This window comes from Amycolatopsis sp. NPDC051106 (genome assembly GCF_040682775.1).
Lineage (GTDB): Bacteria > Actinomycetota > Actinomycetes > Mycobacteriales > Pseudonocardiaceae > Amycolatopsis.
In genome coordinates this window covers 70,834-83,308 of record NZ_JBFBBQ010000021.1, presented here as the reverse complement: position 1 = coordinate 83,308, position 12,475 = coordinate 70,834, and the positions used below count along the sequence as shown (strand labels likewise).

The 12,475-nt window shown below is 64.4% G+C and carries 13 protein-coding genes and 1 tRNA gene; 7 read left to right on the top strand and 7 right to left on the bottom strand.

What is annotated here, in order from left to right:
• Nucleotides 1–40: 40 nt before the first annotated feature.
• The 3 genes from AB0M83_RS18555 to AB0M83_RS18545 form a co-directional block, all read right to left on the bottom strand.
• Nucleotides 41–1,621 carry a pentapeptide repeat-containing protein gene (locus AB0M83_RS18555; protein WP_364518507.1) on the bottom strand — a complete coding sequence of 527 codons (1,581 nt, stop codon included), beginning with the start codon at nucleotides 1,619–1,621 and terminating at the stop codon, nucleotides 41–43.
• A gap of 138 nt (nucleotides 1,622–1,759) precedes the next feature.
• Complete coding sequence (locus AB0M83_RS18550; protein ID WP_364518505.1) at nucleotides 1,760–1,939, bottom strand: hypothetical protein; 180 nt, start codon at nucleotides 1,937–1,939, stop codon at nucleotides 1,760–1,762.
• A gap of 15 nt (nucleotides 1,940–1,954) precedes the next feature.
• On the bottom strand, nucleotides 1,955–2,344 hold the full coding sequence (locus tag AB0M83_RS18545; protein ID WP_364518503.1) for a hypothetical protein: 390 nt from the start codon (nucleotides 2,342–2,344) through the stop codon (nucleotides 1,955–1,957).
• 17 nt (nucleotides 2,345–2,361) lie between these two features.
• Here AB0M83_RS18545 and AB0M83_RS18540 point away from each other — a divergent pair, with 17 nt between their 5' ends.
• Nucleotides 2,362–2,619: a hypothetical protein gene (locus AB0M83_RS18540; protein WP_364518501.1), complete on the top strand. Its 258-nt coding sequence runs from the start codon at nucleotides 2,362–2,364 to the stop codon at nucleotides 2,617–2,619.
• A 2,020-nt stretch (nucleotides 2,620–4,639) separates the two neighbouring features.
• A complete protein-coding gene (locus tag AB0M83_RS18535; protein WP_364518499.1) occupies nucleotides 4,640–6,226 on the top strand; it encodes a hypothetical protein in 1,587 nt (528 codons plus the stop codon).
• A 309-nt stretch (nucleotides 6,227–6,535) separates the two neighbouring features.
• On the opposite strand, the gene AB0M83_RS18530 is transcribed toward AB0M83_RS18535, so the two are convergent.
• From AB0M83_RS18530 to AB0M83_RS18515, 4 genes are all read right to left on the bottom strand, one after another.
• Nucleotides 6,536–7,408 carry a helix-turn-helix transcriptional regulator gene (locus AB0M83_RS18530; RefSeq protein WP_364518497.1) on the bottom strand — a complete coding sequence of 291 codons (873 nt, stop codon included), beginning with the start codon at nucleotides 7,406–7,408 and terminating at the stop codon, nucleotides 6,536–6,538.
• 58 nt (nucleotides 7,409–7,466) lie between these two features.
• Complete coding sequence (locus tag AB0M83_RS18525; protein WP_364518495.1) at nucleotides 7,467–8,276, bottom strand: SDR family oxidoreductase; 810 nt, start codon at nucleotides 8,274–8,276, stop codon at nucleotides 7,467–7,469.
• Nucleotides 8,277–8,358: 82 nt separating this feature from the next.
• Nucleotides 8,359–8,805 (bottom strand): nitroreductase family deazaflavin-dependent oxidoreductase, encoded by a 447-nt coding sequence (locus AB0M83_RS18520; protein ID WP_364518494.1) that lies wholly within the window; start codon nucleotides 8,803–8,805, stop codon nucleotides 8,359–8,361.
• Nucleotides 8,806–8,828: 23 nt separating this feature from the next.
• On the bottom strand, nucleotides 8,829–9,266 hold the full coding sequence (locus AB0M83_RS18515) for a VOC family protein (protein WP_364518492.1): 438 nt from the start codon (nucleotides 9,264–9,266) through the stop codon (nucleotides 8,829–8,831).
• A 532-nt stretch (nucleotides 9,267–9,798) separates the two neighbouring features.
• Between AB0M83_RS18515 and AB0M83_RS18510 the strand changes: the two genes are divergently transcribed.
• The 5 genes from AB0M83_RS18510 to AB0M83_RS18490 all read left to right on the top strand — a co-directional run bounded on the left by AB0M83_RS18510 (nucleotide 9,799) and on the right by AB0M83_RS18490 (nucleotide 12,471).
• Nucleotides 9,799–9,966 carry a DLW-39 family protein gene (locus tag AB0M83_RS18510; RefSeq protein ID WP_086679331.1) on the top strand — a complete coding sequence of 56 codons (168 nt, stop codon included), beginning with the start codon at nucleotides 9,799–9,801 and terminating at the stop codon, nucleotides 9,964–9,966.
• A gap of 27 nt (nucleotides 9,967–9,993) precedes the next feature.
• Nucleotides 9,994–10,066: transfer RNA gene (locus tag AB0M83_RS18505), tRNA-Ala, on the top strand.
• Between the two features lie 49 nt (nucleotides 10,067–10,115).
• Nucleotides 10,116–10,874, top strand: a complete 759-nt coding sequence (locus AB0M83_RS18500; protein WP_364518490.1) for a Crp/Fnr family transcriptional regulator — start codon at nucleotides 10,116–10,118, stop codon at nucleotides 10,872–10,874.
• A gap of 109 nt (nucleotides 10,875–10,983) precedes the next feature.
• A complete protein-coding gene (locus AB0M83_RS18495; protein ID WP_364518488.1) occupies nucleotides 10,984–11,709 on the top strand; it encodes a Crp/Fnr family transcriptional regulator in 726 nt (241 codons plus the stop codon).
• A 51-nt stretch (nucleotides 11,710–11,760) separates the two neighbouring features.
• The gene (locus AB0M83_RS18490; RefSeq protein ID WP_364518486.1) at nucleotides 11,761–12,471 is read left to right on the top strand and encodes a hypothetical protein; all 711 of its coding nucleotides are present in this window, start codon (nucleotides 11,761–11,763) and stop codon (nucleotides 12,469–12,471) included.
• Nucleotides 12,472–12,475 lie beyond the last annotated feature (4 nt).

Here is a 12,475-nt window from a genome sequence, read left to right as displayed (position 1 = left end):
TCCGCTACTAGCGGACCGGGCTTTTGCATGACCTGGGTGACTAAGTGGGTGACTGTCGCTCCGAGGAAGCCTCGGCCTCGTCGGTAGTTGTCGGCAACTCATGCACGTCCACGACGATGCCCGCAACGGTCGTACGGTCCGGCGAGTAACTGGTGAAGATGACGTTGGCGAATCGAGCTTTCTCAGCGAGTCGCCGATCGATCGTCGGGAGAGCACCGGTAAACGTCGCGCCTTCGAACGAGGCGTCGCCGGTGAAGGTCGCGCCTTCGAACGAGGCGTCGCCGGTGAAGGTCGCGTCGCCGAACGAGGCGCGGGTGAAGGTCGCGCCTTTGAAGGAGGAGGCGTCGCCGGTGAAGGTCGATTTGCTGAACGCGGCGAGGTGGGCGAAGGTCGCGCCGCGGAACCACGCGTCGCCGGTGAAGGTCGATTTCTGGAACCAAGCGTCGCCGGTGAAGGTCGTGTCGCCGAAGGCGGCGTCGCCGGTGAAGATCGCGTCGACGAACGAGGCCTCGTTGGCGAAGGTCGCGCCGCCGAACCAGGCGTCGCCCCTGAAGTTCGCGTCGCCGAACCAGGCGACGCGAATGAAGGTCGATTCGCCGAACCAAGCGTCGCCAGTGAAGGTCGTGTCGCCGAAGGCGGCGGCGCGGGCGAAGATCGTGTCACCGAAGGAGGCCTCGCCGGTAAAGGTCGCGTCGCCGAAGGAGGCCTCGCCGGCGAAGGTCGCGCCGTCGAACGAGGCCTCGCCGGCGAAGGTCGCGCCGCTGAAGCGGCCATTCCGCAGTTGGCAGTTCTGAAGAGTGAAGTCGATGAGGTGCGCGTTGGTGAGGTCGAGGTCGATGTCGTCCCAGAACTTCCGGCGGTTCTGCGGGACAAGGTGATCGGCGAGGATGCGTTGGCCAGCCAGTCGGACCTCGCGTTCCTGGATCTGTTCCTGATGTTCCACGCTGTCGGTCGCCGGTGCGGAGCTGGGTGGCGTGTAGGGCATGCGCAGGTAGGCACAGATGACGTTGACGATGCTCTGTCGCTGCCCCGGATTGTTGTGGGCGAGCCGTTCAAGAGCGTAGAGGCCGGCCAGACGCACCGGAGCCCCAGAGGAGCCGAGTTGGTCGGCGGCCTTGGTGTACAACTCGGTTACGTTTTTTTCCGTCGCGTCGCTCTCGCTGTGCCACTGCCGCCGCACCGCCAGCAGAAGCGCGAAGATGCCCGTAGTGCCGGCGCCGATGCCGAGCCCAGTCTTGATCGCGTCGACCCGCGCGGCGCCGGGATCCTTTGCCGCGGTGGCCTCACCCAGCAGCCAATTAGTCGCGACCCATGCCACGACGACCACGACGATCGCGGCAGTGGCGACGACCCACCAGCTCATGCCCGAGGCCCGTGTCCGCGGCGCATGCTGCCCACGCAGCCGCCATCCGGCGGCAGTCATACCTGCCCCAGCAGCAGCGAACATGGCTAGTGGCACGGCGTGCGGGCGTGCCCACCGGCCCAACGCCGGCCAGTCCACCCATCCGAACAGCACCGTCATGCCGGCCAGCAGCGCGGCCCCGCTGAGTACCAGCGTTCCACGCGCTGGCGCCCAGTCCAGTGCGGGCAGGCGAGGGAGCGTTGGCTTCCACTTCGTCACGCACGGTCAGTCGCTGCGGGGCGACCGGGTGCTACATCAGGGACTGGCCCGTCAGCGATCGACGGTGGCGGAGCCACGCAGGTCAGGGCCAGTTCGCGAAACCGCGAACCGGCCCCTAGGACCTGGTGGTCAGAGTGACTACGTCGCCGAATCCGGGAAGATCGCGTCCATCGCTTTCGCTCCGTCTTGGATCACCGGCCGCAACTGGTGTCGGTAAACCAGTTCGGTCACCTTCGTGTCCGAGTGCCCCACCAGCCGCGAGATCTCTTCGATGGTGAGCCCGCTGTCGGAAAGCAGCGACACGAAGCTGTGTCGCAACTCACGCGGTGTCCACTAATTCGGTTTGAGCCCTGCGAACTTCAAGATGCGCCGGAACCCGCGCCGGACGTTGGCTGCATCGAGCTGTGCCCCGACGTCCGACGCGAACACGATCCCGAGTTCTTGCCACCGGTCGCCGGCCGACTCGCGCTGACGCTTCTGTCGGAGCTTCTGGCGTTCCAGCGCGTCGACTGCCCGGCCGGGAAGCGCGAGCGACCGCCGCGACTTCTTGGTCTTCGTGTCCCCACCCGCCCGTACCGACCGCCACACGTTGACGTGCGGAGGAATCGGCGGCTCTGCCTCCAGCTTCCCGATCACGTCGACCTCGGGCCACGCGAGCGGGCGTGCTTCGCGGCACTTCAGAACGTCGAGCTTGCAGCGCGCGCCGGCGACCGGAAGAGGCACTTCGCCTGGCGGCCGCTGTGCCCGACACGGCGGGCGACGTTCCGGCCTTCTGGGAGGGCGGCCACCGGCTGCTCCTCGCTGCTTCGGCGGCCGACCTTCGCCACGACCGAGACGCGCTCAGCTGGCTCGCGGAGGCACGCGACCTGGCACCCGACTGGGTGCGCTATCAGCCTCTCGGTAAGACCACGATGCGTCGTCTCGTCGATCGAGCAACTCGACGCCGAGGCATGGAGTTCGCCGCGCTCGCCATCCATTACGGCGTGGTGGGCGAGTAAGGAAACTGCGCTCTCAGAGCGACCGTAGCTAGTGACTCTGAGCGCCCGAACGCGAGTTTGCGGACCAGCGCAAACCATAGGATAGCCCCGGAGTCAAATTTCGGAATCGATGCTTAATTTCTCCTGCTTCGTCTACCTTCGAGGGTTGGCCTTGAAATCCTGGGTCAGTAACATCGCGTTGAAATGCGCCCTCTAGGACGCGGGGATCTTCCGGAATTCGATCATTGAATCGGACACTTACCTCAAAGTAGTCGCACGGTGCTCTTGGTACGCAAATGTAGAATGACGGCTCATTCCGGCTTTCGAAGCGTAATGCGATCTGGTGGCGCTCGCCTCGATGAAGTGTATGCGGTAGTTCCAGTGTCATGCCAATGCGATCGCTAGATTCTATCCAGTGGTCGCGCAAAATTCCACCTTGGAATATGGTGACGGTGGAGTAGTCGGGTCTATCGACGTCTATTTGAGAGGAATTTGCGTAGCCGCTCAATGCAAGATCGACACTGGCGACCCCTTCGGAGTCGGCAACAATGGTACGCACTTCGAAGCATTCGGCTCTGGATCGGTTTAGAGTCATCCATGCTCGAAGTTCAGCGGTGTGCCAACCGCTCACCAGCGAACTGGTCGCCGATGAGGTCTGTGTGCTGACGCTGAGCTCTGCCAGGAGGTCGATAGCTTCGTCGACTCGTCTGCGAACTGTCCGAGGGTCTCGATCGACTCGCGCTGCCGCCCAGCGAACGCGATCCTGATACAGGGGTTGGCGCGCCTCCGTCTCGATTGCGAAAGCGGCCAATACTGCCAATCTGAGGTCGTCTGGAAGATGTGCCGCAAGTTCCGATAGTCGAGCCGATACCTTGGTTCGAATGACTTCTACCGCGTCATTCTCCGTGACTCCGGCAGCGGAGCGCAGGAAGGGTCCAACTCGACCTTCGATGCGCCCTGCTAACCCTCGTCCTTTTCGGAGAGACTTTAATTCGTAGACCAACTCGCTGCGACTAGACATTGTCACCTCCCGCAGTCAAGAGGTGGCTGAGTGCCTGGGGTGCCGCGCAGAGGGGCCCGGTTATCGTAGTGTGGTCCGGGAGTGTCTCGACTGTCCCTCTGCGCGGCATTAATCACGAAATCCAGCCGGGCTGCTTATGGGCAGAATTGTGAACGAGCCGACGCGCGACTAAACAAATTCCGGTCGAAGCCGCAATGGCCCCTTCGAGCGGGTAGCCACGCAAGATGAGAAACGTTGTAAATATCTGGATAGAAATGACGATGACAATCGTCTGCGACCTTCTACGAGGCCATTCCCGAGGAGTTGGACAGGCAGTGCATGGGTTTTGCTGCCGATGGAATCTCACTACTGTATGCCTTCCGCTCATGGTCCGGACGTGACCGCGGGGTGGCAGCCCCGAAGGTTGGTCAAGCCGATCGTACGCAGCGTGTGACCAAACGGAAGAGTCGTCACTCATAGTGAGGTATCACAGGAAGGCTTGAGGGGGTCGCTGGCTGCCACCAGGACCCCCTCGGCGAAGCCGTCCGGACCATGGGACAGATCGCTGACATCAACTCTCGCGCGCACCGGATCAAATCGGCAATGGACATTTGCGTGTCCACAATCCGCCCAGTGGGCTAAGAGTGGACAATCTTCGTGTCCAGTCTTGAGGTGAGGGTGCGGATGGCAACTACCTGCACGTCAGCGAGTCGACGCTGTGGTTTGGACCTTCAGTCCGCCCGGCTTGTATGAATGTACTCCTGCGATCTTGCGGAGTAGCAAGAGAAATGTCGTCGAGCGCAGGTGCTAAGAGCGTGGAGGTCGGCTCGGCTTAGGGAAAATAGGAACGCGGTCGAACCCGCCCGGAGACCACTTCATGAAAAGTCAACAGTGTTAAGTGTGATATATGTCACTCAGCTCGTTGGATGAGAACCCAGGTTGGTTACGGGTAGCAGTGTCGGATTCGTTACCTCGGCGGCTGTAGTCCGGGGGCTCCTGCGACGCATGCCACGTCACCGTGGCACTCGATCGTTACGATCTGTGTGGTCGTTCTTCGGGTCTGTAACGGGCAAGCCAGGTGGCGGCGATCTGGTGATCGTCACTTACTTGGAGGGCATCAGCATGAGCGGTCGTGCTGCCGACGAGGCAGGCCAGCCGGTTTCCGGTCAAATCGTCCGAGTGAACTCGCGCGCTGTGGTCGAAGCCGCGCGCCAGGACCTCGAAGCGTTCGAGAGTCTCATGCTCAACTCCATCGACAGGTTGGGGCTGCCCACCGAAGGCATCATCGTCGATGTCAGGGAACGGGAGAAGCTGCTCCGCAACGCGGAGGATGCCCTCGACAAACTCGACGATGAGCAGCGTGCCCGCGCCTCTTACATCTCCAAGATGATGATGGCCGCATCGGTTGGACTGTTCGACGCTGCCCTGACCTACCTCTGGGACGAGACGATCAGCGAGCTTCGGAAGCGGGTTGCCGCATTCGACGTCGAGTACTTTTTCGATCTCGCCGAGCCTGACCCCGCCAAGCGCAAGGGCCTGCGCACCCCTGAAGACTTGCCCAAGCTTGACGATTCCAAGCTGATGGAAGCTGCTGCCAAGATTCAACTGATCAGCAACATCGGCTATCGGCAGCTTGACCACATCCGGTACATGCGTAACTACGCCAGTTCGGCGCACCCGACCGACGTCTCGCTGACTGGGCTAAACCTCGTAGCGTGGCTGGAGACCTGCATCCGCGAGGTCATCACGTTGCCACATGCCACCGTCGTTGCTGAGATCGGTCGACTCCTTTACAACATCAAGACAAAGCGCATGTCCCAGAATGAACTGGACATTGCCGCAGCGTTCTTCGACAACCTTCCTCTGGAACAGGCCGACAATCTCGCCGCCGGCCTGTTCGGTATCTATAACCCACCCGACGCGAGTCCGGACACACAGGACAATGTTCGCAATCTGTGGCCCGATCTCTGGCCCTACGTCGGAGAAGACAAGCGCATCGACTTCGGCGTCAAGCTTGCGCGGTTCCGGGCTAACGGTGACACCGACCGGGCTACGCGCGCCCGGGAACTGCTCGATCTCGTCGACGGCACCGCCTACCTGGCGGACACCGAGCGCAAGGCGGAACTCTCCCAAGCACTCGATGACCTCATCGCCGCACACGAAGGCTGGGACAACTTCTCCAACGAACCTCCGGTCGCCCGCAGGTTGCAAGCCCTAGTGGGCAAGCATGGCCAGGTCCCGGACGGGTTCAGCACGACCTATGTCCGCCAGCTCATCTACGTTTTTCTTACTAACGGACACGGTAAGTCATGGGCGGCTGATCCCATATATAAGGAACTGATCGGCACGTTCGACTCTGCCCAGGCCGGAATCGCGCGGCGCACCTTCGCCGACAGCACGATCTCCAGTCGCCTCCAGCGCACCCTGGCTAGGGAGAAGTGGGCCGAGCTCCTCGACCTCATTGAGCCGAAGCTGACCGGCCGGCGCGACCGCACGCTACTCGACACTGTCCGGGCGTTCAGTGGTACTCCGGATCGACTCATCCTCGATAGTGAGGTCAAACGCCAACTGGGGGTGGTGAGGAAGCCACGGAGCGGAACGTCACGCAGGCCGGGTGCCAAGTCTTGAATCCGGCTGACTCCGTTCTCTGGATCGCGGCGTCTCCGCAGGCAGTGCGTTGGCTTGATGTGTTGTCGACCGGCGAGGCGCAAGGAACGAGTGACGAACTGAGTGACAATCGAGGGACTCGACGGTGGTCTCCAGCGGACGTCCATGGACGCTCAGCCGCCAGGTCAGCGGCCGTCTGAAGCTATGGGTGATCCGCGATCTTGCCCTGATAACGAAGAGGTCCCAGGTTCAAGTCCTGGTAGGCCCACGCAAGTCAAAGCCCGGTTCACCTTTCTGGTGAACCGGGCTTTTGCATGACCTGGGTGACTGTCAGTCTGACGAAACCTTCTCCTGGCTGGCCCACGACGCCAATAGGGCCAGACCGTCCGCGGTCGCCGTGCCGGCGGGGGCGGTGTAGACGTTCAGGAGCAGGCCGGGTTCGGCGGACAGTTCCATCGACTCGACGTCCAGGTCGAGCCGGCCCACCACCGGGTGGTGCACACGCTTGAGTCCGGACCGGTGGAGCCGGACGTCCTGAGATGCCCACCGCTGCCGAAACAGTTCGCTGCGGGTCGACAACTCACCGACCAGGGCGATCAGTTCCTCGTCGTGCGGATTGCGGCCGGCTTCCATGCGTAGCTTCGCGGCCACATCGCGGGCGATTCGGTCGTAGTCGACGAAGAACGTCTCTGCCGATTCGGGATCCAGGTACACGAACCGCGCGGTGTTCGCCGGCCGTCGCGGGTCGGCCAGTACCGGGGAATACAGCGCGCGGGCGAGGTGATTCGTGGCCAGCACGTCATAACGGCCGTTGCAAATCCACGCCGGTGCATCGGTCATGGCGTCGAGCACCCGCTGAAGCGCCGGACGCACCGTCACGGCGGGGCGCCGGCGGCGTGGACCGCCGGGCGACCGGGACTGCCGCGCAAGGTGGAACAGGTGATCGCGCTCGGCTTCGTCGAGGTGCAAGGCCGAGGCCACCGCGTCGAGCACCCCGTCGGAGGCGCCGGCGAGGCCGCCGCGCTCCATGCGCACGTAGTAGTCGACCGATACCCCGGCCAGGAGAGCCACCTCTTCGCGACGCAGACCTTTGACCCGGCGGTTGCCGCCGTAGGCGGGCAGGCCGGCCCGCTCGGGCGTGATCCGCGCGCGACGGGAGCTCAGGAACTCCTTGATCTCGGTGCGCAAGTCGATCGGGGTCACCTCGTCACCGTAGGCGCTGTCCGCAGCCGAAGGGAGGTTCTGCCGGTGCCCCCGAAGCCTAGGTACCTGTTGCGGTCGTGGCGATGCCGCCGTCCACCGGGATGATGGCGCCCGTGAGGTAGGAACTGGCCCGGCCGGCGAGGAACACGGCGATGCCCGCCATGTCGTCGTCGCGGCCGAGCCGGCGCAGAGGGGCCTTCGCCGCGATCGTGTCGCCGACGGCTTCGAGCGTGGACGCCATCATCCGCGACGGGAACGGTCCGGGGGCTACCGCGTTCACCGTGATGTGCTGGGGGCCCAGTTCCCTGGCCAGCACCCTGGTGAGCTGGTGGAGTCCGGCTTTGCTGCTGGCGTACGAATAGTTGGGCGACTCGGCGACGTGGACGGCGGCGATACTGCCGATGTTGATGACCCGCGCGGGATCGTCGGCGGTGCCCGCCCGGCGAAGCGCGGGGAGCAGCGCCTGCACCAGCCAGAACGGCGACTTGAGGTTGAGGTCGAGCACTGTGTCCCAGGCCTCGTCCGGGAACGTCTCCAGCGGCTCGCGCCACATCGCTCCCGCGTTGTTGACGAGGATGTCCAGGCGTTCCGAGCCGGCCTTGACGAGATCGGCGAGGCGCTGACACTCGTCGTGCTTGGACAGGTCGGCGGGGATTGCCTGGACGTCGCCGAATTCGGACAGCAGCTGCTGTGCCTCCGCGCACGCGTCCGCGTTGCGTGAGCTGATGACGACGCGAGCACCCGCCTGCAGAAGGCCGCGCGCGATCATCATCCCGATTCCTTTGGTGCCGCCAGTGACGAGTGCGTACTTCCCACTCAGATCGAAAAGGTCCGCGTGAGTGGTGAACTGATTTTGTCCCTTTGCCATACAGGCAGGTTCACAGGCATCTGGGACGTCCGGGAGATCCTGCTGATACAGGTACTGCGAGAGCCCCTGATCGGGCCGCGATTCAGTCCTGGGGAGTGAGCAGGACGATCGGGATTTCGCGGTCCGTCTTCTGCGCGTATTCGTCGTACAGCGGGAAGATCTTCGCCATCTGAGTCCAGAGCGGCCCGCGCTCGGCGGGGGTTGCGACGCGGGCGCGGGCCGTCAGGCGGCGGGTTCCCACCTGGACTCCGACGCTCGGGTTCGCCTGGAGGTTCTTGAACCACGCCGGATCCTCGTCCGCGCCGGCTTTCGACGCGACGACCACGAGGTCGTCGCCCGCCGTTCCGTAGATCAGGCAGGTGCGGCGCGGGACGCCCGTCTTGCGGCCGGTCGTCGCGAGGATGAGGGTGTACAAGCCGTTCGATTCGTGTCCCTCGGTGCCGCCCGAGTCCAGGTAGGTGCGGGTTTGCTCGGCCACCCAGTCCCACTGCGAGTCGGTGGCGCGGTCGAGGTCGTCGGCGATGGCCATGGTGGTGATCCTTCCGGAGAGGTTCAGGCGATCTTTTCGGCCAGCGCGACGATGAGGTCTTCGGGGCCGCGGACGTAGGCGATCCGGTAGCCGTTTTCGTACTTCACCAGGTCGCCCATCAGCTCACCGTGGGTGCGCAGCCGGGGCAGGAGTTCCTCGAGGTCGTCGACGGCGAACATGATGCGGCGGAAGCCGAAGGCGTTGACCGGCGCGTCCGGCTCGGCGGTGGCGGGCGACGCCGGCGTGTGGAACTTCATCAGCTCCAGCCGGCCGTGGCCGTCCGGGGTCCGGACCACGGCCAGGTCGCAGCGGACGCCCTCCAGCGCGACGAGGCGGTCCACGTCCGGTCCCTCGACCGTCGCCTTGCCCTCGAGCTCCAGACCGAGCTCGAGGAAGAACGCGATGACCGCCGCCATGTCGTCGACGACGACGCCGATGTTGTCCAGCCGCTGGATCGTCATGGTTTCTCCCCTGGTCACACGGCCTTCGTGGCCGCTCGTGCCCCTGGGACGGAGCCGGCCCGGCGTTCTCGACACCAAACCACAGATCGGTTTTCGAGCGGCTGCCGGATCAGTCGCGCGCCATTGGCCGACCGCGTGCGACGCGGCCGGCGGCGTCGGCGAGCTGTAAGCGGCGGTCGAGGGACCGACCCTGAGATGTCCCGGATACAGGTCAGCCCTGCCGGGAAGAGAATGTACCGGCAGGGCTGAGCAGTCACGGTCGACGCGCGCCACGGTCGCCTCTCGGCGATGAGGCGCATCGCGGCTCCAGCCGAACGGAACTCCGCGAAGGCGGTGGTTGAGGCCCGGGGGACACGGTGGGCACATCGACCACTGGGTACAACGGGACACCCCGCCCCCGTATTTCCCCGCGCATGTGACGTGCGTTACCGGCGAGATCATGGTTCCACGTGGAACCACCGCCCCCGACAGTGTCCCGCGCCGGTGCAGTAACATCGCGGGGTAAGGGAAGCAAGCTGAGAAGGGGGCTTCGGTGAAGAAGCTGCTGGCACTCGCGGTCATCGCGGGCGGCGTTTTGTTCGTCGTGAAGCGCAACAAGGCGGCCAAGGCCGAAGCCGACCTCTGGCGTGAGGCGACCGCGCCGGTCCCCTCGAACAACGGCACCACCCCGGCCAAGCCGGCGGGTGCGTCCCACAACTGAGTTTCCGGCGGGCGCGAGCCCGCCCCCGGGGCTGTAGCTCAATTGGTAGAGCACCGCCTTTGCAAGGCGGGGGTCAGGGGTTCGATTCCCCTCAGCTCCACAGACCACCCGGACACGCATGTCATCGGCCGCCGCGCTGGGATGTCGATATGCCGGAAAGACCGACACCCGACGAGATCGTCGCGGACCTCGGCGAGGGCTGGCGGTCCGGCAGCTTCCTCGCGGGGCTTGATCCGCAAGTTCGCGCGAATTTGCTCGCGGCCGGCGAGCTGGTGAGCTTTCCTGCCGGCAGTCGCTTGATCGTCGAGGGCTGGAACGACGACGACACCTTCTTGATCCTTCGTTCGTTCGCGAAGGTCACAGCGAGCCTCAGCGAGGGTGGCGAAGCCCTGCTCACTGTGCGCGTCGGCGGAGACGTCGTCGGAGAAATGGCCGCTCTGGACGGCAGTCCCCGTTCGGCGACCGTGACGGCCTGCGGACGGGTTCCGTTGAGTGCGGTCCGTATCGGCGCGGGTCTCTTCCGGGAGATCGTCGCCCGAGATGGTGCGTCCTCGCTTCGGCTGGGCGCCAGCATCAGTGCGAAGCTGCGAGCTGCGAATCGCAGTCGCGTCGACTACACGAGCTTGCCGCCGGTTCAGCGCATGGCGAAGTCTTTGCTGGAGCTGGCCGACGCGTGCGGCCGGAACACCGGAACCGGCGGAGTGATCATCCAGGCCAGCCTCACCCAGATCGAACTGGGAACCCTGATCGGAGTGAAGCGCGCGACGGCCGAACGTGCGGTTGCGCGATTGCGCAGCCGAGGCTTGATCGACACCGCCGGACGTCTTCCCATCGTTCGTGACCTCGCTGAGCTGCGGCGGTTCGCCGAACGGCCTCGCATGCCCTCAGATGAGGGATTGGTGGACTGAGCGAGAGTTTCGCTCGCATACTTTTCCTGCCCAGGACCCGCGATCGGTAGAGTTCCGCGGAATTGCACGTCGACGGCGTCCAGTGGTGTTGTCCAGGGGAGGAAACACTGTGGCTTCGCAAGCATGGATCAATTTCGCATGGCCGGGCAATACCGTGCTGGGCCGACTCGACCGGCGGGTCCGCGAGATCGTGCTCGAGGCGGGATCCGAACCGAGAACGACGAGCTCACGATACCTGGCGCGCCAGAACGAACCCGGCCTGCACGCATTCCTGCTGCTGCTCGGCACGGTGAAGGTGGTAGTTCACTCGACGTCGGGATTTTCCGGGCTGCTCGGAGTGCGCACGGCGGGAGATATCGTCGGCGAATTGAGTGTGCTGGACGGGACCAAGCGCTCGGCAAGCCTCATGACGTGCGGCCCGGTTTCAGTGATCGCGATCGAGGGCGGCAGGTTCCGGAGACTGATGGCCGAGCAACCACAGTTCTCTTTCGCGGTTACCCGCATGATCAGCGACCGGCTGCGTTGGGCCAACCGGCGGCGGGTCGACGCCGGCGCATACGGCCCGCTGATCAGGATCGTCCGGCTGCTGTACGAACTTGCTGTTTGCTACGGGATAAGGCAAGACAAAGGGTGGGATCTGGGCATTTCGGTTACCCAGGCGGAGATCGCTTCGCTGGCCGGCGTCGCGCAGCGCACGGCTGAACGGGACCTCCACGAGCTCGAACGGCGGAAGGTCATCACCCGGCACTACCGGCGGCTCAAGATCATTGATCTTGATCTGCTCCGAGAGATGGGAGATTGGGCGGAGAACCCGCCTCCGTGCGTATTCCTGTGACTCCGCGTGCCCAATGATGACCGCGGGTTTCGTTCAAGGAAGGTTCTGAGAATGGCACAGATGGGCGAAGTGAGTCGACGGCTCTGCCTCGCGGCGGATGCCCGCGGCTACGGCCGCGGAAATGATCTTCATCAGATATCCATTCAGCGGTATCTGCTCGAAGTCATGTGCGACGCCGCAGAATCCGTGGGGTTGGATCGGGTGCACTGGCACCGTCAGCAGGGTGGCGACTCCGAATTCGCCGTACTGCCCGCCGGGACTTCGGAGAAAGTGGTCGTCGACCAGTTCGTCCGGGAGCTGGCCGCTTGCTTGGCTCGCCACAACAGCATGTTGCGCGAGGAATTGCGGTTGCGGCTGCGCCTTGCGATCCACTTCGGCCGAGTCGTCCCCGCCGCCAACGGGCACGCGGGTCCGGCACTGGTCGAACTGGCCCGGATCCTCGATTCGTCCGAATTGCACGCTGTGCTCGACGCCAACCCGGCGGAGGACATCGCGGTCGCACTGTCGGACCGGGTGTACGAAGACACCATCCAGCCCGGTCACACCACCCATCGGGCCCAGGATTTTCGTCGCGTGACGATCGCCAAGAAGGAGTACACGGGTACGGCCTGGCTCTGGTCACCGCGCGAAGGTGGCCCGGGCCCCGGCGACGTCGCGGCGGACCCAGGGCCGCGGCCCGCTCCGTCCCCGGCTTCGGTGCACACGACGGTGAACGGCGCCGTGCACGGTCAGTCCGTCGTCTTCGGCATCCAGAACGGGTGACGGC